Annotated in this window: 18 protein-coding genes; 11 read left to right on the top strand and 7 right to left on the bottom strand. The window is 28.4% G+C overall.

Annotated features, from left to right (window positions below; genetic code table 11):
- Positions 1–30 precede the first annotated feature (30 nt).
- From M2325_RS05950 to M2325_RS05935, 4 genes are all read left to right on the top strand, one after another.
- The gene (locus M2325_RS05950; protein WP_209591198.1) at positions 31–513 is read left to right on the top strand and encodes a 4Fe-4S binding protein; all 483 of its coding nucleotides are present in this window, start codon (positions 31–33) and stop codon (positions 511–513) included.
- 160 nt (positions 514–673) lie between these two features.
- Positions 674–1435 (top strand): 4Fe-4S binding protein, encoded by a 762-nt coding sequence (locus M2325_RS05945; protein ID WP_259052068.1) that lies wholly within the window; start codon positions 674–676, stop codon positions 1433–1435.
- Between the two features lie 281 nt (positions 1436–1716).
- The gene (locus M2325_RS05940) at positions 1717–2358 is read left to right on the top strand and encodes a CBS domain-containing protein (RefSeq protein WP_209591196.1); all 642 of its coding nucleotides are present in this window, start codon (positions 1717–1719) and stop codon (positions 2356–2358) included.
- Between the two features lie 287 nt (positions 2359–2645).
- Positions 2646–3035 (top strand): HTH domain-containing protein, encoded by a 390-nt coding sequence (locus M2325_RS05935; RefSeq protein ID WP_209591195.1) that lies wholly within the window; start codon positions 2646–2648, stop codon positions 3033–3035.
- 73 nt (positions 3036–3108) lie between these two features.
- On the opposite strand, the gene M2325_RS05930 is transcribed toward M2325_RS05935, so the two are convergent.
- A complete protein-coding gene (locus tag M2325_RS05930) occupies positions 3109–3411 on the bottom strand; it encodes a monovalent cation/H+ antiporter subunit E (RefSeq protein WP_209591194.1) in 303 nt (100 codons plus the stop codon).
- 429 nt (positions 3412–3840) lie between these two features.
- Here M2325_RS05930 and pfdA point away from each other — a divergent pair, with 429 nt between their 5' ends.
- Both pfdA and M2325_RS05920 read left to right on the top strand, forming a co-directional pair.
- On the top strand, positions 3841–4290 hold the full coding sequence (gene pfdA / locus M2325_RS05925) for a prefoldin subunit alpha (protein WP_209591193.1): 450 nt from the start codon (positions 3841–3843) through the stop codon (positions 4288–4290).
- Between the two features lie 150 nt (positions 4291–4440).
- Complete coding sequence (locus M2325_RS05920) at positions 4441–5736, top strand: amidohydrolase (RefSeq protein ID WP_209591192.1); 1296 nt, start codon at positions 4441–4443, stop codon at positions 5734–5736.
- Here M2325_RS05920 and pstK read toward each other — a convergent pair.
- Positions 5733–6548: an L-seryl-tRNA(Sec) kinase gene (gene pstK / locus M2325_RS05915; RefSeq protein WP_259052066.1), complete on the bottom strand. Its 816-nt coding sequence runs from the start codon at positions 6546–6548 to the stop codon at positions 5733–5735. The two genes, M2325_RS05920 and pstK, sit on opposite strands and share 4 nt — an antisense overlap.
- 300 nt (positions 6549–6848) lie before the next feature.
- On the opposite strand from pstK, the gene M2325_RS05910 reads away from it, so the two are divergent.
- The 5 genes from M2325_RS05910 to M2325_RS05890 all read left to right on the top strand — a co-directional run bounded on the left by M2325_RS05910 (position 6849) and on the right by M2325_RS05890 (position 13281).
- Positions 6849–8678: a bifunctional NADP phosphatase/NAD kinase gene (locus M2325_RS05910; protein WP_209591190.1), complete on the top strand. Its 1830-nt coding sequence runs from the start codon at positions 6849–6851 to the stop codon at positions 8676–8678.
- A 357-nt stretch (positions 8679–9035) separates the two neighbouring features.
- On the top strand, positions 9036–10145 hold the full coding sequence (locus M2325_RS05905) for an ABC transporter substrate-binding protein (RefSeq protein WP_209591189.1): 1110 nt from the start codon (positions 9036–9038) through the stop codon (positions 10143–10145).
- A gap of 9 nt (positions 10146–10154) precedes the next feature.
- Positions 10155–11294, top strand: a complete 1140-nt coding sequence (locus M2325_RS05900; RefSeq protein WP_245314190.1) for a FecCD family ABC transporter permease — start codon at positions 10155–10157, stop codon at positions 11292–11294.
- A gap of 96 nt (positions 11295–11390) precedes the next feature.
- Positions 11391–12167 (top strand): ABC transporter ATP-binding protein, encoded by a 777-nt coding sequence (locus M2325_RS05895; protein ID WP_209591188.1) that lies wholly within the window; start codon positions 11391–11393, stop codon positions 12165–12167.
- A 313-nt stretch (positions 12168–12480) separates the two neighbouring features.
- Complete coding sequence (locus M2325_RS05890; RefSeq protein WP_209591187.1) at positions 12481–13281, top strand: Rossmann-like domain-containing protein; 801 nt, start codon at positions 12481–12483, stop codon at positions 13279–13281.
- Between the two features lie 179 nt (positions 13282–13460).
- Here the strand turns inward: M2325_RS05890 and M2325_RS05885 are convergent, their stop codons facing one another.
- The 5 genes from M2325_RS05885 to cbiQ all read right to left on the bottom strand — a co-directional run bounded on the left by M2325_RS05885 (position 13461) and on the right by cbiQ (position 19062).
- Complete coding sequence (locus M2325_RS05885) at positions 13461–14843, bottom strand: TldD/PmbA family protein (protein WP_374759691.1); 1383 nt, start codon at positions 14841–14843, stop codon at positions 13461–13463.
- A 133-nt stretch (positions 14844–14976) separates the two neighbouring features.
- On the bottom strand, positions 14977–16383 hold the full coding sequence (locus tag M2325_RS05880) for a lactaldehyde dehydrogenase (RefSeq protein ID WP_209631849.1): 1407 nt from the start codon (positions 16381–16383) through the stop codon (positions 14977–14979).
- 221 nt (positions 16384–16604) lie between these two features.
- Complete coding sequence (locus M2325_RS05875; RefSeq protein ID WP_209591184.1) at positions 16605–17090, bottom strand: MogA/MoaB family molybdenum cofactor biosynthesis protein; 486 nt, start codon at positions 17088–17090, stop codon at positions 16605–16607.
- A 158-nt stretch (positions 17091–17248) separates the two neighbouring features.
- A complete protein-coding gene (locus M2325_RS05870) occupies positions 17249–18097 on the bottom strand; it encodes an energy-coupling factor ABC transporter ATP-binding protein, CbiO family (RefSeq protein WP_209591183.1) in 849 nt (282 codons plus the stop codon).
- A 185-nt stretch (positions 18098–18282) separates the two neighbouring features.
- Positions 18283–19062, bottom strand: a complete 780-nt coding sequence (gene cbiQ / locus M2325_RS05865; RefSeq protein ID WP_209631850.1) for a cobalt ECF transporter T component CbiQ — start codon at positions 19060–19062, stop codon at positions 18283–18285.
- Positions 19063–19233 lie beyond the last annotated feature (171 nt).

The raw sequence follows: 19233 nt of genomic DNA, 5'->3' as shown, positions 1-19233 counted from the left end.
TATATTTCATAAATTGCAATTGGTGTTACTATGTCATCAGAAATTTTAAAAAAATATTTTGGAGATTTAAATGTTGATTTAAACTTAAGTAATCAATATATTAAGAGTTATATCAATATAAACAGTGAAAAATGTGTATTTTGTAATAGATGCGTTGAAGTATGTCCTGTTGATGCCATAGATTTAAATTTTCCAGAAAATTCCGTAATAAATGAAAAATGTGTACATTGTGGGACTTGCATATCCGAATGCCCCGTTGATGCGATATCTCTTACACAAATAAAGCTTAAAATTAAAAATAATGAGCTTAAAATTAAAAAAAGCCACGAAAAGCATAAGATATTGAATTATGATACAAAAAAATGTATAATGTGCAATATATGTCTGAAAAATTGTCCTTTCGATGCAATAGATATCGATAAAGGTCAAAATAAGATGTTATTCACTGAAAAATGTGTTTTATGTGGACATTGTGGTCAAATATGCCCTGCAAGTGCAATTACTTACGAATAATGATTTGTTAATTTAATTAATGAATTAAATAGCAAATTTATGAGCATATACTAATAATTATTATTAAATGCCTCTAACTTTTAAATTGGGGTTTATATTTGTTCGTATAAGTTATTTATAAGTTGTTGGGTGTACTATATTATTATCCTTAGGTGAATATATGATAAAAATTAAAAAACCTGTTGATGAATTAGTGGATGTAATTTCTAAAGATTTAAAGTACACTAAAGAGGAAATTAAGGGTCAATTAACAGATGGTTTAAAAATTCCTTTGCAAAAAAACCTATATATCCAACCTAAAAAATGTGTACACTGTGAATTATGCTTAGAAGCCTGTCCTGTCAATGCAATTGAAAAACCAAATTTAAAAAATTCTGCAAAAATAATCTCTGAAAAGTGTATCAAATGTGAAATTTGTGCGAAAACCTGCCCTGTAGGGGCAATAGAGGTTTTAATGGGGGAAGCATTTTTAGATGATGATAAGGAAAACGTTATTTATAACATTGAAGAAATGCCTGTAGAACATCGTAAACTAAAATTGGTAAAGCATAATCTAGACATGGATAAATGTATCAAATGCGCAATCTGTGAGCGTTTTTGTGCGCCTAAAGCCATCAATGTCGAAAGAAAAGTATCCATAGACGTAAATGAGGATTTATGTATGGGTTGTACGGCCTGTGAGAAAGTATGTCCTGTCAATGCAATAACTGTGGATTATGAAATAAGTGATATTAACTTTGAAGACGAATTTTTAGTAGATAATGATAAATGTATCGATTGTATGGTTTGCTACGATTTATGTCCAGTATCTGCAATATCTTACAACGGAAAAATTGAAATTGATGAAAAAACCTGTGTACATTGCAGTATTTGTGAAAAAAATTGCCCAGTATCTGCAATATCTAAAATAGTTAATAAATAATACTAAAAATTTAATTATAATTTAATTATCCTACAATCTAAAGTTTTTTTAAAATATAATTTTTATTTATCCATTATTACATTATTGAAAATATTAAACCAAATAAATTATAACTTATAATTTACAAATATATTTATAATTGCATTTCATAATACTATATATTTAAAACATCTTAATAAAATAATTATGATACTGATTATTGCTCATAATTAAAACATCTTAATCGATTAATTATTAATTGGTTTACAAATTAATTTTATTTTCTATATTGGAGGCGTAAAATGAAAGTAAAAGCATTAATGGACACAAAATTTATAAGAGTATATCCTGAGGATACTGTAGAAATAGTTTCAAAAATTATGCACAATCGTAAAAAATTTAGTACGCCGATAATTGATAGAACGGATAAATTAGTAGGTTGGGTAAATTCAATTGATTTATTGGTCGTGGATGATAAAAAAATACCTATAAAAGATGTTATGCATAAATTGGATACTATAATTGTTTTAAACAAGGAAGAACCTGCAAAAAATGCAGTTTTAAAAATCGTAAAACATAAAGTTGTTAGCATACCTGTTTTAGCAGATGATGGCACATTAGTTGGTTTGGTTAGAAATTGTGACATAACTAAAACATTAGCAAAAATGTATGATATACCAGTATATAATATATTTAAATCCCTAAATGCAGAATTAAAGGGTATCTCATGGGATGAATTAATGGATTCGGCAGCAATTGTAACAAAACAAATAACTGGGGAAAGAATAACTGGTAAAGAATATGAATCACGAATTAAAGAATCTACATTCGGGCAAGCTATTTGGGCATGTGGTGGTTTAGAGAAATTTTTCACAGGTTTAATAAAAATAGGTGAAATTGCCGTAGCTCGTAAATTAAGCCATAAGGTTTCAGTTCGAAAATAAGGTTTCTTTATCTCAAAATGGGTTATAACTTGTAACATACCGTATTGCAATATAATATATTTTAAAATAATATTAGTTATTTACTATTAAATTGACTATTAAAAAAACTAAATTCTTCTTTTAATTTTTAATTAAAGATAAGTTAAATCGTATTTAATAATTTTTGACAATACTTATAAATAGCCATTAATACTTAATTTACTTATTAATTATATTTTTATTCAAATATGGCCATACTTATGGCCAAGTGTAAGGTATATTGACTGTATAACTTTTGGTGTTGTTTAATGTTGAATAAATTAGAGATACATAAAAAAAGAGAGCTTGAATTTTGGACTTTTCTAGAAAAAGCTTTTGAAATTAATTTAAAACTAGATTTGGGTCATTTTAAAATCCTTTGTGTTTTTTTAGATATTAATGACTTTTGTGAAGAAATGTCTGAAAAAGGATTATCAAGCACTGAAATTATTGAAATATTGAGAACTAAAGGTATTTTATCCAAAAATTCGCAATACATTTCTGGAGAGTACTTAAAAAACTATATTGAAAGAGATAGCCGAGTTGCTGTACATAATAGAATAAACGACTTGAGAAAACTAGGATTTGGAATAACTACAAAGCCTGGACCTTTGGGTGGTTATAAACTATATGAATTCCCAAATTGGTTTGTTCAATAAAAATAACTATAAAAATAAAAAACAATAAAAATAAAAAATGTTAAATTATAATCGAATATATATTATTTTAAATTTAGTCGAATATATTTTTAATATATTTTTCAAAAGGTATTATTTCGTCTTTTTTCCTAGGGCTTATTGAAGCTACTTTTAAAGTTTTTGAATCATGGTCTAAATCAATAGTTAAAGTACCGGGAGTTATGGTGATACTACAAGCTAATAAAACCTGGCCGTATAAGCTGTTTATTTCAGTTTGGATATCCATTATTTCGGGGTTTATCTGGTTATTTGTACATCTTTTAAATACATCTACCCAAGCCTCTGCTATTGCTTTTATCATAACTAAAATATATTCGAAAATACTCAATAACTTCATTATAACACCTTTTAACAAAATTTACGAGAAAGTTAACTTGATACTTTATGGTATTACCATATTTTTGATGGGGATATTATTTAATACGTATATATAATTATTAATTGTAGTTTATAATTATTAATAGTTATAATTTATACAAATATATGGATTGATAATTTATAAACTATTCGATTATTATTTCATTTTAAATGCAAAGTTAAATAAATAAATACCGTAGTAATTTAATTACAAATGCAAATAAATTGAAAAAATAAATATTAATAATATGTAAAGGTTAGATAATTATAAGATATAACTTTATAATTTAGTATTATACTATCTAATATTTTAATAGATAATATCCTACTAGTAATTATACTATAATTATGGCATAAGATAAAATAAAAGTAAAACATAATATGTATAAATCATATTAACGGTGAAAATATGCAAAATCAAGAAGCTCAAAATCAATTCATGGCATTAGACGTGTATGGAGAACAAGTAAAAAAATTACAAGAAGAATCATCAGGTATTGAGGTAATGATATCAGAACTTGAAAAAGGTATCGATTCAATGTATGCTACCAATACCGAAGGTGAGATTATTATACCTTTAGGTGGTGGAGCTTTTGTAAAAGCAGAGGTTAAAACACCTGGAAAAGTAATTGTAGCAGTAGCTTCAGATATATTCATGGAAAAAGATGTAGAAAGTGCCGCAGATGACTTTAAACATAGTATCGAAGAATTACAAAAGACAAAAGATGTAATCAACCAGCACATTGCAAAATTAAATCAAGAAATAACAAATATAAGAGCAGATTTAGAAAAAAGAGCTCAACAAATCGAAAAAAGACAAAAATTAATACAAAGAGGCAGACAAGCTCCAAATCAATAAGTTTTAATAAAAATACTTAAATCAATAATTGATTATAATCTATAATCTATTAAATACATTAAATTAATTTTTTTAATAAATCATTCTTTTAAATTTTAATTTTAATTTTAATTTTAAATTGTAAAGTAAATTATGAGACGTAGGGAAAATATGATAGCAATTAAAAACATTTTAGTTTTGAATAATTTTGAAGAACCACAAAAATGTAAAAAATCAGATATTTTAATCGAAAACAACATAATAACCAAAATATGCGACGCAGGACAACTTAAAACACCTGAAGGTGCAATAGTAATCGACGGTACAAAAAAAGCAATAATGCCTGGTTTAATAAATACCCATAGTCATATACCTATGACAATATTTAGGGGGGTAGCGGATGATTTACCACTAATGGATTGGTTAGGAAATCATATTTGGCCATTAGAAGCTAAATTAGACGAAGAGATAATTTATGCAGGCACTATGCTAGGATGTATGGAAATGATTAAAACAGGAACTGTAGCATTCAATGATATGTATTTCTTCACAGATTCCATCATAAAAGCCGTAGAAACTGCAAATATGAGATGTACCTTATCCTATGGTTTAATTGACCTATGTAATGAGGAAAAAAGACAAACTGAAGTAAAAGCACAAAAAGATGTTTTGAATTCCTTAGAAAAAGCACATAACAAAAATGGGCTTATAAATGCAGCAGTAGGTCCTCACGCACCTTATACTTGTTCAGCAGATTTATTGCAACATGCTCATGAATTGGCAAAAGAACACAATATTCCTATGAATATCCACATGAATGAAACAGAAGACGAAATAAGGCAAATAAAGGAAAAAACAGGATTAAGACCTTTCGAATTCTTAAATTCATTAGGGGTCTTTGACGATATAAATGTGGTCGCAGCACATTGTGTTCATTTATCGGATAATGAAATAAATATTTTAAAAGAAAAAAACATCTACGTTTCACACAATCCTCTTAGTAACTTAAAATTAGGCTCAGGAATTGCACCGATTCCAACGTATTTAAAAGACAATATAAATGTTACATTAGGTACCGATGGGTGTGCAAGTAATAATAATTTAAACTTGTTCGAAAGTATAAAAGCTTGCGCAACAGTCCACAAAGGAGTCCAACAAGATTCAACTGTTGTAAAAGTATCTGAAGTTTTAAACATGGCGACTAAAAATGCAAGTAAGGCTTTAAACTATAATTCTGGAGAAATAAAAGAAGGCATGTGGGCAGATTTGGTAATTTTAGATTTAAAAAACCCTACATTAATACCTAATAAGAATATAATTTCACATTTGGCATATTCATTCAATGGAGTCGTAGAAACTGTTATAATCAACGGAAAAATAGTTTTAGAAAACGGAAAAATGACAACAATGGATGAAGATAAAGTTTATGAAAAAGCAGAAGAAGCTTATTTAAATTTAGTAAATTAAATAAATTTTTTTATTTCGCTTTTAAATTCTTCCAAAAGTGTTAATATATATTCATTAAATTCTTTTTCATTTTTTATAATTATCCCATCTTTTTCAATATCCCTTAAATTTTTAATATAGTTTTTACGGTAATTTGATAATCTTTTAATTTTTTCTTTTGATAAATTCTTGTTATTTTTGATAAATTCGCCTATAATATGCCTAGTTTCGACATCTAATTTATTTTTAAAATTGTAATTATCATTGTTATCAGAATTTTCAATATCTTTAGATTTAAACGTGGATTTAATACTTGATTTTTCGTCATCTAATTTAAAAATTTTATCAATTATTTCATCAAAATTTATGGCTTCCAAGTGAGTATCTATCTCCAAATCGGGTTTATCCCATTTGTATTTCGTACCCATTTCGTCAAATTTCAAATACATATCTTCAATAACTGAATTAGGAATTTTAGCCCCTCTTGCTATGTTTCTAGCAAGTAAAACTTCTAACGGAGCTTTCAAATAAATAGATATGCAATTTTTATCTTTTAAATTTGCCATATGGATTAAATCTCTTCTTTTGGAATTGTAGTAATTGGTATCATCTACAATTACAGTAAATCCTTCGTCTAATGCTTCACTTATGAGACTTTTGTTCATTTTTTTTATATAATCTTCGTAATTTTCCTTCCAAACGGGGAAACTCTCTCTAATTAAGTCTGTTCCTAATATAATATTGTCAATATTACGTTCAATGAGTTTTTTGGATAAATTCTTTGAAAAAGTAGATTTCCCGACCGAAGGCAACCCTACAAGCATAATAAGCATATTAGCACCTATTATTTTATTATCTAGTATATTATCTAGTATATTATTTTACTTTTTTAAATATTATTTTTTAATCATTTAAATTAAGTATTGATTTTGTTATTTATTATTACTTACTACATAAAATTTAGCTTATATTTGTAAATTAATTAAATAATATTATATGAGTATAGTTACATAATTAAACTCATAAATTTATGTCATAATTTAGATTCATAATCTTATTGTAGTTTAGATTCATATCATATTTAAAATGAAAATAATGTCTCATAGTATTATAATTACAACTTGGGTGAAAAAATGGCTGAAGAAATGCTTAAAATGGCAATAAAAGTAACAGAAAATTTGGAAAGAAGTATTCGCCCGTTAATTGGATGGGAAAAATCCAACGAAATTGTAAAAATAGGGGCTGACGGAACACCAACTAAAAGAATAGATTTGATAGCTGAAAATATCGCTATAAGTTCCCTCGAAAAGTTCTGCTCTGCAATCTTAATCAGTGAAGAGATAGGTTTTAAAGTAATTGGTAGAGGAACGCCCAAATACATTGTAATTTTAGATCCAATCGACGGTACATATAACGCTTTGAATGATATACCTATATATTCAGTTTCGTTAGCAATGGGTAAGATTAGCAACGATAAAATGGAAAAAATCAAAAAATTAACTAGTATTGGTAATACTAGTGAAGAATTATCGGAATATCAAAAAAATTTGAATAAAATTTTAAAGGAATTTGTAAAGGAAAATTTTACAATAAATGATTTAAGCATAGGGGTTGTGAAAAACATATCCACTGGAGACACATATTACGCAGAAAAGAACAAAGGAGCGTATGTTTTAAAAAATGGGAAGGAAAATGAAAAAAGAAAAATCGGAATTTCCAATATTAAAAATTTGAAGGACGCTTCTATGGGTGTATTTGCATACGGTCTATCATCTGAAACGTTAAATTTCATAAAAGACCGTAAAATAAGGAGAATAAGGATATTTGGTTCTATAGCTCTAGAAATGTGCTACGTGGCAAGAGGTTCTCTTGACGCATACATAAATGTCAACGAAACAACTCGTTTATGTGATATGGCAGCAGGATATATAATTTTAAAAGAAGCAGGTGGCGAAATAACCACTAAAAATGGAATGCCAATGAATTTAAGGCTAGATATCGCCGAAAAAAGCTCATTTATATGCTCTAATAAAGATTTACATAAGAAATTAGTGGGTACTTTCGGAAACAAATGGAGATTAAAGCCTACTAAAATAGGAATAATTTCTAGACATGATAATGAAGAATCCTTAAACGTAGCATATAATACTGTTAAATATTTAGAAAACAAAGGTATAGCTTATAAATTGGATAAAGGGATATATAATGCACTTAAAGATAGGCTAAATGCTACATTGATGGATGACGTACAGGATATTTCCCATATTATATCTATAGGCGGTGACGGAACCGTATTGAGGGCTTCTAAATTAATTGAAGGTAATGAAATACCTATAATATGTGTAGACATGGGTACAGTAGGGTTTTTAACTGAATTTGGAAAAGAAGATGTTTACAATGCAATTGATAGCGTATTAAATGGTAATTATACAATAGAAAAGCGTACAAAGCTTTCAGGATTTATAAATTATGGTTCAAAGGGAGTTATTAAAACTGATGGAGGGAATGAGTCTAATAAACAGAAATTTATATCCGATGCCTTAAATGAGGTGGTTATTACAACCAACAATCCTGCAAAAATAATGGATTTTGAGGTTTATATAAACGGTATATTGGCAGAAAATGTTCGAGCAGATGGTATTATAGTTTCAACTCCAAATGGTTCTACGGCTTATTCGTTAAGCGCAGGTGGGCCAATTATTGAACCAACTGTAGATGCTTTTATTATAGTACCAATATGCCCATTTAAGTTATCTTCCCGACCACTTGTTGTAGATGGAAATTCTGAGATAAAACTCAAAGTGATGAAAAAATCTGCAATGGTTGTGGTAGATGGTAGTAAAGAAGAGGGTTTATTATCAAAAGGCGATGAAATTACGTTTAGGAAATCAAATTCGTATACGTACTTTGTAAAAGGAAGTAATTTTTACAATAAAGTTAAGAAATTAAGTTTAATGGAATAATATATTATTTAAATATTATTTATTATTTAAATATTATTTATTGTTAGTTATTTATTACTAATTATTAATTACTCAATTTCACTATTTTTTAAATTCTATTTTTAACCCTATATTTCTACTTATTTATCGATTTAAAGGTTATTTTACAATTATTTATGTTTTACAATTTTTAATCTAGCTTATGATGTAATCAAAGGTTGTTATATTTATATAGGAGATTAACATAATATAATTACTGTAATTATTATATATTAATTTATTAGTTCAAATGTAATTATAATATATTACAATTTTTGGTTTAAATGCTAAATATCCTATAATACGGAGTTTCTTTATAAAATATAGAATGGTGTATTTATGAAACTAAATAAAAATATGAAAAAGAATTTAAAAACTATTATATTGACAATGTTTTTATCCGTTATCTTGGCAATGTCTGGGTGTGTATCTACACAAACTGATACCCCCGATAATACCACTGTAAAAGATAATGAAATAACTAAAATTTCAACCATTTCATTAACAGATGGTTTAAATAATAATGTAACCGTAAATTACCCTTGTAGAAGTGTAGTTTCTACATATGGTATGATACCGCCTATAATATATTCATTAGACGCTCAAGACACCCTTAAAGCAGGTAAGGGTATAATGGGTAGTGACGAATTTTTAAGAATATTAAATCCCAATTTCGATGATATGGCACAAGTAAACACCGAAAACGTAGAGGAAATTAAGAAAACTAATCCTGACATCGTTTTTGCACCATACTGGAATAAAAAGAATGGAATATACACCCAGTTGAATAGTTTAGATGTACCGGTATTTTTCGTAGATATTGAAACAGTACCTAATTACTACAAATTATTATCAAGTATGGGTAAAATGTTTAATAAATCCGAAAAATCCGATTATTTAATCGATTATTATAAGGGTAAAATCCAATACATTCAGGATACTGTAAAAGACAGTGAAAAACCTAAAGTATTGGTATTAGCACACAGTGCTAAGAAAAACTCATTTTGGACACCTGGAGGAGATTTCTGGGGTAATGAAATGGTAGACATTGCCGGCGGTGTGAGTGTCTCAAAAGACCTTGAAACTGGTAAAATGCCTGTAAACGTAGAGCAAATATCAAATTGGAATCCTGATAAAATCATTATCATCACATATACTAGAGATTTCTCATCAATAGATGCTAAAAATCAATTAATGAACGACGAAGGATGGAAAGAAATAAACGCTGTTAAAAACGGTGAAGTTTATGGAATGCCAAACGATGGAGATTCATGGGATGTATTAAGCCCTAAATTTACATTAGGTTTAATGTGGGCTGCAAAAGTTATACACCCTGAAGTTATGAACGTTTCATTAAAAGACGAAGCAATGCAACAATATGTTGATGTATACAATATGACTCCAGAACAAATTTCCAAAGTAAATATTGTTGGAGATGCGGTTAATTAAGTGATAAATATGGAAAAAATGAAGAAATTAACTATTAAAAATTCAAAGGAATCTAAATTTATTAATTATTTACTTATTGCACTTAATATGGGCAATAAATCGGAAAATAATCATAAAGAGATTAATAATAACGATAATAATGGTACTCCTAAAAAAAATACTAAAAAAATCAATTATACTTTAACCTTATTTCCTTTAATTTTTATAATTTCTTTCATTTTATCATTATTTATTGGAAGGCTTTGGTTTGACCCAAATAGTATATTTACTGATGCTTTGGCAAAGAATATATTATTAAATGTACGATTACCTAGATTAATAGCAGTTTCTCTATCTGGAGCTTGTTTAGCACTATCTGGAGTCGCACTACAAAATTTATTTAAAAATTACTTGGCAGGGCCTAACATATTAGGTGTAACAAGTGGTTCAGCGTTTGGTGCTGTTTTGGCAATTCTTTTGCTATCTTACAATCCTTATGCAATACAGATATCCGCCTTTTTGTCTGGTGTCTTAGCAATGGCAATTACGTATACTGTAGGGAAAAAATTAAATGGTAGTTTAAGAACTGAATCCGAATCCAGCATTATAAACTTGGTTTTGGCAGGTATTGCAGTTTCCGCACTATTTTCCGCAGGTGTGGGGCTTATAAAATACGTTGCAAACCCAACTGATAAGCTACAAGCAATTACGTACTGGTTATTGGGTAGTTTTACAGGTATACGTTGGGATGATGTTTATATTACTGTAATACCTTTAATAATTTGTATAATTGGTTTAAACCTATTAAAATGGCAGTTTAATATATTATCCATGGGTGAGGAAAACGCCAAATCTCTTGGTTTAAATGTTAAAAAATATTCTGTAATTATAATATTACTAGCAACGCTCGGGACTTCTTCCGCCACTGCAATGGCCGGTATGGTACAATGGATTGGATTAGTAAGTCCACACATAGCTCGTTTAGTTGTGGGCGTAGATAATAGACGTTTAATACCTGCATCAATGTTCACAGGGGCGTCATTATTACTAATATGTGATACTATAGCGCGTTCTTTAACGCCTTCAGAATTGCCATTAAGTGTTATGACTTCAATAATCGGGGTGCCAATATTGTTAAAAATACTTATTAGAAATCAAAATAAGCTTTAAATTTGATTTATTGCCAATTTCTAAATTTTTAAATTGCTAATTCTTAGAATTCTTAAAAATACTAAATTGATATCAAACGATAGTGGGATGATTAATATGGTAGAAAAAATAATGCTAGATGTTTCAAATGTTAATTTTAATTATAAATTCGAAAACCATAACGTATTGGATAAATGTAATTTAGAATTAAAAAAGGGCGAAGTTGGTTGTATTTTAGGACAGAATGGGGTAGGAAAATCTACTTTATTAAAATGTATCACTGGTTTATTGAATTACGATGGTAATGTTAAAGTAGCAAATAAGGAAATATCCCAAATAAATCCTAAAGAACGTTCCAAGCTCATAACTTATTCCGCACAAGAATTTAGTATCAATTTTAACTATTCAGTATTTGAAATATTATTAATGGGTAGAAATCCTTACGTTAATTTTTTCAATGGCCCAACTGCTGAAGATGAGGAATTAGTTTATAAAACATTAAATAAATTACAAATTGAGCATTTGGCAAATAAAAGTTTTTTATCATTAAGTGGCGGTCAAAAAAGACTAGTAATGATAGCAAGAGCTTTAATTCAGGATAGTAAAGTTATGATATTTGATGAACCTACAAGTTTCTTAGATTTTAAAAATCAAGTCTTAATACTAGACGTAATCAAAAAAATTTCAAAAGAATATGAAAAAACAATTTTATTCTCGTTACATGACCCTAATTTAACACATTTTTCAGATAAAATATTTACAATGAAAAACGGAACAATAGTAAATAGTGGAGGTCAGGATTTACTTAATAAGGACACTTTCATGGATATATATGGATTATCCACTGATATACTCCAATACAACAATAAAAAAATCGTGATTCCTAATATTTAATTAATTATATATTTTTTTAACAAATTCATTTCGTAACTCTTATATGTAACCAATATTAATTAAATATTGAGATTAATATATATTAGTTTCATAATTAATAATTAATAATCTAATCCAATTACTTTACGATAGATTTGATGTAAAATCGAACTTAGAATCGAACTTAACATCAAAATTAAATATAATTAAAACTCAAATTTGAAAATAAAATACGTAATAATACGTAGAATACATAATACTACGTAAGATTATACAATACTACAAAATATTACTTAATATTATATATTTAATTATAAATCCCCTTGGTGGCACTATGATTGTAGAACAAATGAAAGAAAAAGCAATAAACTTAATAAAAAAAGACATAGAAAGCGGAAATTTAAAAGAAGTAATCTTAAAAGACTTTGCATTGGGATTACCTTACGCTTATACGGTTTTGGAGTTTGTTAAGAATGATGGAACCTCTAAAGAAGTTTTGGGAGCAGGTATGACATTAAATGAGGGAGGTTCCTGTAATAAGTTAGAAAATAAAACACCTGATTTATATGATTTACTCGAAAAAGTCACAAGTTTTTCATACACTGATAGAGCCTTGGGTATTTCAGCTATAAATGCAATTTCACAGTATTATATAATGGCACAGGATTTAAAGAAACAGGATGCTGTAGAAGTTATATTAAACTTAGATGGTGTAAAAAACATAGGATTTATAGGAAATATAGCGCCTATTGCAAATGAATTGAAAAAAAAAGGCGATTACAATATTTACGTTTTTGATAGAGGTGGCTCATGCTGTTCAGGGGGTTTCCTAATGGATACTTTTGAATATAGGTTATTACCCGAAATGGACGCTTTATTTATAACCGGCTCAACCATGGTAAATGATACAATAGATATGGTATTAGATAGGGCAATAAATTCTAAAATAAATGTTTTAACAGGACCTACTGCACAAATGCACCCCGAATTGTTGGAAGAAACAAAAATAACCCACATGGGTTCTATAATGGTAAATGACGTTGAAAATACCGTAATGAATTTAAAATTGGGCTCTTCATGCGGATTATTCCAAAAAGGAACTAAATATACCATAGATGTGAAAAATTATAAATAATTTATATAAATATATAAATATATAAATTATATAAATTCTAAATAAATTATAGTGTATATAAACCCTATAATAAACTCTTAAAATTTTATTTTTAAATATATTCTATTTTAATAGGCTTACAAATATAAAATGAAAAATTAAAAAATAGCTATTTTATTTGCATAATATATTAGAATAAGTTAGCATAACGTGGTTTTAGTTCTTATACAACCACCACCATCTCCTACGGGTACACTTTGACCTCCTTTTCCACAGTAACCTTTGCTAAGGTAAAAATCATCTGTAACGGCATTTACGTCATGTAAAATTGACATAATTTCGCCACTAAGTCCTGCATCTTTGAGAGACGTGGTTAATTCTCCATTTTCAATCATAAATGCTTCTACAGAATTAAATTGGAATAAACCTTTACCTGTATCGACTTGTCCCCCTCTGGAGCCAATTAAGTAAATACCGTCTTTGGTATCCTCGATTAATTCATCGAATTTCCAGTTTTTAGACTTTATGTATGTATTGCTCATACGTACGATAGGCTTATTAAGTGCTTGAGCTCTAGAATTACCGGTTACATCCATCCCAAGCCTTCCTGCAGTTTCTCTTGAATGCAAATAACCTTTTAAAACACCGTTCTCAATAAGTGTTGACTTTGCTCCCTTAACACCTTCATTATCATATTTATAAAATCCAAAGGAACCTTCAATTGTAGGGTCGTCAATAACGGTTACTTCTTCACTACCAATTATGTCCCCTATTCTATTTTTAAATACACTATCATTGGATAAAACCAAATCTGCTTCGGTAGCATGCCCAACTGCTTCGTGTATAAATACTCCTGCTAATTCGGGGTCTAAAACTACGTTAAATTCTCCTTTTGGACAAGGTTTTGCACTAAGTAATCTTAAAGCTCTTTCTTTGACTTTTATACTTTTTTCTTCTAGATTATCTTCAGAAATAGCTTCAAAACCATCACCACCTGATTTATCAAATGCAAATTGTAAAGATTCTCCTTTTGAAACTGCCATCATTCTCATAAGTGTTTTTATCCCTTCGCTTTCAATACATGTGCCTTCACTAGTAAGGAGTAATGAAGCACCCTCTGCATCGGAATAATTAATAGATTTGCTTACAATTTGATTATTCTCATCGCTAAGGTTTTTATTTACAATATTCATGTATTCCTTTTTTTCTTCGACTGAGATATCCAAAGGATTTATTTTAACTTTTGTTTTTAGTTTATCGGTTACAATTGGAACTTCCTTCATTATAACTTCTTTATTGGTGTGCATATCGGATAATTTGGCACTTTTATATGCGCTATCAAATAATTCTTCAATATTGGGCATATTTATGTCATTAGACGTTGCTAATCCCCATCCATTATTTTCAAGCACTCTAACAATAACGCCTCCGTAATTTCCGCTAGATATTTCGTCTATATCCCCATCTTTCATTACTATGTTGTTAGAACAACTTTTAATGACCCTTATATCCGCATAAGTTCCCTTTTCTAGTAGTTTTTGAATTTTCTCGACATTCAAACAATCTAAATTTAAAACCATAATGTCACCAATATTTTTATAAATTATTTTGATTTTTAAAACTAAATATAATTTAATATATGTTATTTAACCGTCTTTTTATTTAAAATTATTAATATTTTATCAAATGTATCTAAATAAATTAGTATTATTCACCTTAAAATTTAAAATCATTGTGAATTACAATAGTTTTATCTTCTGTCATCTCTTCTACAGTATATTTTATTCCTTCTCGCCCTAAACCACTATTCTTCACTCCTCCAAAAGGCATATTTTCCTGTCTAAACGTGGGGCTATTATTTATCATTACTCCTCCATAATCGAGATTTTCTGCAATATACATGGCTTTATTTATATCTCGCGTAAATACGCCCGCTTGTAACCCATAATTGCCTTTATTAGCTAATTCTAGCCCATGTTCCATATTTATAATTTTTGTAACTGGTAAAACTGGTCCAAAAGTTTCAACATTCAACAATATGTTATTTTCTTTAACTGAGATTATAGTAGGACTTATCAATGAATCTCGTCTCATTCCACCAGTTATTAGTTCCCCACCTTCTGAAATAGATGTTTTTATTAAGTTTTCCACTCTATCTGCATTTTCTGAAGTTATAAGCGGTCCCATATCGGTGCTATCTTCAAGAGGGTTCCCTATATTAAAATCACGCGTTTTATCAACTAATTTTTCAATAAATTCGTCGTAAATCTGCTCATGTACTAAAACTTTACCTACCGAGATACATACCTGACCAGAATTTAAAAACTTGCTTCTAACTGCATTTTCTACTGCTTTATCGATATCGCAATCTTCCAATACTATCAATGGATTATTACCCCCTAATTCAAGAGCAATTTTCTTCATACCTGCATTTTTAGCAATATTTTGACCTACTTCTACACTACCTGTGAATGAAATCATATTAACGTTTTCATTGGTAGCTATTTCATTACCTACAACTTCGCCATGACCCGTAACTAAATTAAATACTCCAAGGGGTATTTTCATCTTTTTCAAGGTATTTTCTATTAATTTAGTAAGTAATATTGCAGATAATGGAGCTTTAGACGAAGGGTGCAATACAATAGTATTTCCCGTAGCTATTGCAGGCGCTATTTTATGTACTACTAAATTTAAGGGGTAATTAAATGGTGTAATTGCACCTACGACCCCTAAAGGTTCCTTTTTAGTATATATTAGCCTATTTTCCGAGTTTATAGTTTCTCCGCGCAATTCTTTGGCGTAGAATGCAGATAACCTAAGGGTGGTAATACTACGGTCTACTTCTATTCGACCTTGACGAACAGGTTTTCCCGCATCTATCGCTAATAATTTTACAAAACGGTCCTTATTGTTTGAAACAGCGTCTGCTAATCTCATCAATATTTTATACCTATTGTTTGCCGATAATTTGTGCATATGTTCCTTATTTTCTAGGGCAACTTTTATCGCATTTTTAGTCTCATCCCTACTATTTGCAGTAATTTTTTCAATTACTTTGTAATCATACGGATTTATAACGTCAATTTCATCTCTGAGTACCCATTTGCCATCAATAAACATAAAACCACCTATTCTCAATAAATAATTGTAACATTCCGTAATTAATATTTGATAAATAATTATAATATGACATTTTTTAGTTAATTATTTAAGATATTATCTATTTTAAAATATTAATAATCTTCGTAAAATAGGATACAAAATTAGTAACGTAAAAATAATATTAATAAAATAGCAATGTAAAAAATAATAAAATAATAAGACAGATAGATATAATTTTTTTATTCAATATGTCCTAAAATATGACCACTTTCCTGTTTAATTATTTTTAAACCTGTTTTACAAGCATTAATTGAACCAGGTAGCGAGTAGATAAGTTTTTTATTATATATGCCTGCTGAAGCTCTTGAAAGTATCGTGGAGAATTGGACTTCATCATAACTTAATTTATGGAATACTATGCTAAATCCTTCTAATTTTTTATCGTATAACTCGTTTACTACTTCCGAAGTGTTATCTCGGTTAGATAATCCAGTACCTCCAGTTAAAACAATACATTCCACATCTGAGTAATCTATAATGTGCTCTATGAGTCCTTTTATCATTTTAGGGTTATCGGGGATTAATTCATATATTTCAGCGTTTAATTCATCTCTTAATAATATTCCAGAACCGTCTTCGACAGTTAAACCCCTTAATTTTTCCATATACCTACTATCACTAATAGATACTACCGCATATCTAATATTTTGTATTTTGGTATGCATAAAATCCCTCATTTTATACTAATTAATGTTATAATGTTATTTGTAATATTATTCATATTATTTCTATATTATATATTATTTATATCATTTTTATAGTATATTTATTTGCATTTATTCTCCACTTATAATTTTTAAAATATTATAATTAATTATAAGTATTATTCTTTAATTTGACTTTTGCTAATGTATTCTAACAAATTTACGCGGGCTTCTCCAATAGTATAACCCATATCAATATTTAATTTATCTTCGCGTTTTAATATTTCCAATAGGTGAGATATACGCGGTAATCTTAATTTTGAACTCCTGATAGCTTCTGTATCGTTAAATATTTCCTTAGGCGTACCATTTTTTATAATTTTTCCATCACTTATTAAATAAACTTTATTGGCATAAACAGGAACTAAATCAACGTCATGAGTAGATATTATGATTGTAATACCTTTTTTATTTAATTCATAAAGCAATCGCATGATTTGAGAAGCACCGAGTGGGTCAAGACCTGCAGTAGGTTCATCAAGAACTATTATTTCGGGTTTCATTGCTAATATACCCGCAATAGCTACTCTCTTTTTCTGACCGCCACTTAAGTGATGGGGTGGTTTTTCATCATAACCCTCCATATCTACAGCTTTTAAGGCTTCTTTTACTCGCTTTGTTACTTCTTCTTTATCCAATCCTAAATTCATTGGACCAAATGCTACATCCTGAGCAACTGTAGGGGCAAAAAGTTGGTCATCAGGGTTTTGAAATACTATTCCAACAGTTTTCCTAACTTCAAGTAAATCTTTATTTTTGTAAGATATCGGCTTTTCTTTAATTTTAACAATTCCCTCTTTAGGCTTTAAAATTCCATTAAAGTGTAAAAATAAGGTTGATTTGCCAGCGCCGTTAGGTCCTAAAATTGCAATCATATCTCCTTCTTCTGCTTTAAAATTAATTCCTTTTAAGGCAGATGTTCCATCGGGATATTTATATATTAAGTCATTTACTTCAAGAATTGGCAATTTATCACCATAATGATTAAAATCGTGATTATGATTAATTTGAATAATAATATAATAGTAATAATAGTAATATAATAGTAATAATAAAGTATCCTAATATAAAAAATATGATATGTCAGTTTTAGGAAATAAAGATAAAATAAAGAATAAAATAAAAATTAAGTTAGCGATTATAATTATATAATTTATAATATCAACGACGGTAACAATCCTAAGGAGATAATAATTCCCTCAAATACAAATATTCCAAATATTTGAGTTTTTTGAACTGGTTGTTCTTCTCCAAAATGATAGATATTTCCATTATAGCCTCTTGAACACATTGTGGTATATAAATTATCGCCTCTATCCAAAGAACGTACTAGCATTACACCAGCAAGTGTTCCAAGCGAGTTATATGTATTTTTAAATCCTGAATACCCAAATCTAGTTTTTTGAGCATGCTCTATCAAAAGTGCCTCATCGATTAATATGAATATATATCGATATACTAACATCGTAATTTCTATAACACTTTCTGGTATTTTCAACTCTTTTAAAACAGTTAATAGCTGAGTAAATGGCGTAGTTAGTGCTAAAAACAGTGTACAAGTAACCCCTGCAAACATCCTAAATAAAGCATGATATCCCAAACTAAAACCATCGTAATATAAAGGTATTGAAATAGTTCCAACATCCAAATTGAACCAAACATCAGTACCAAATAATAAAGTCATGAATATCAGTGAAAAAATCCCGAATAATACTGGAATTGATAGTAGTTTGAAATATATCCCTTTAGGAACTTTTGCTTTAAAAATCGTTAAAAAAATCATTGAAATAGCCATTAAAATACAAATACTTGGGGAATTAAATAATAAAACTACAAATAGTGATAAAATTGAAAATATTACTTTTAATTTGGGACTTGTGGAGTATAACCCATTAGAATGTGCTATATCGTCTATTATTAATTTTTGAACCATTATATTCCCCACAATTTATTTTTTAAGTTATTTTCAAATTCAAATTCAAATTCAAATTTAATTTTAAATTTTTATTTTTTATTTTCGTTAGTAGTATTAGATGGTTAATATTATTAAAACTTAATTGATAGTTATTAAGTAATCTTTAATAAATTGTAATTAAATGTTTAA

This window comes from Methanococcus voltae PS (assembly GCF_024807035.1).
GTDB lineage: Archaea > AGJL01 > Methanococci > Methanococcales > Methanococcaceae > Methanococcus > Methanococcus voltae.
Note: the sequence above shows the minus strand (reverse complement) of the source record. Positions and strands in the feature narration are given on the sequence as shown.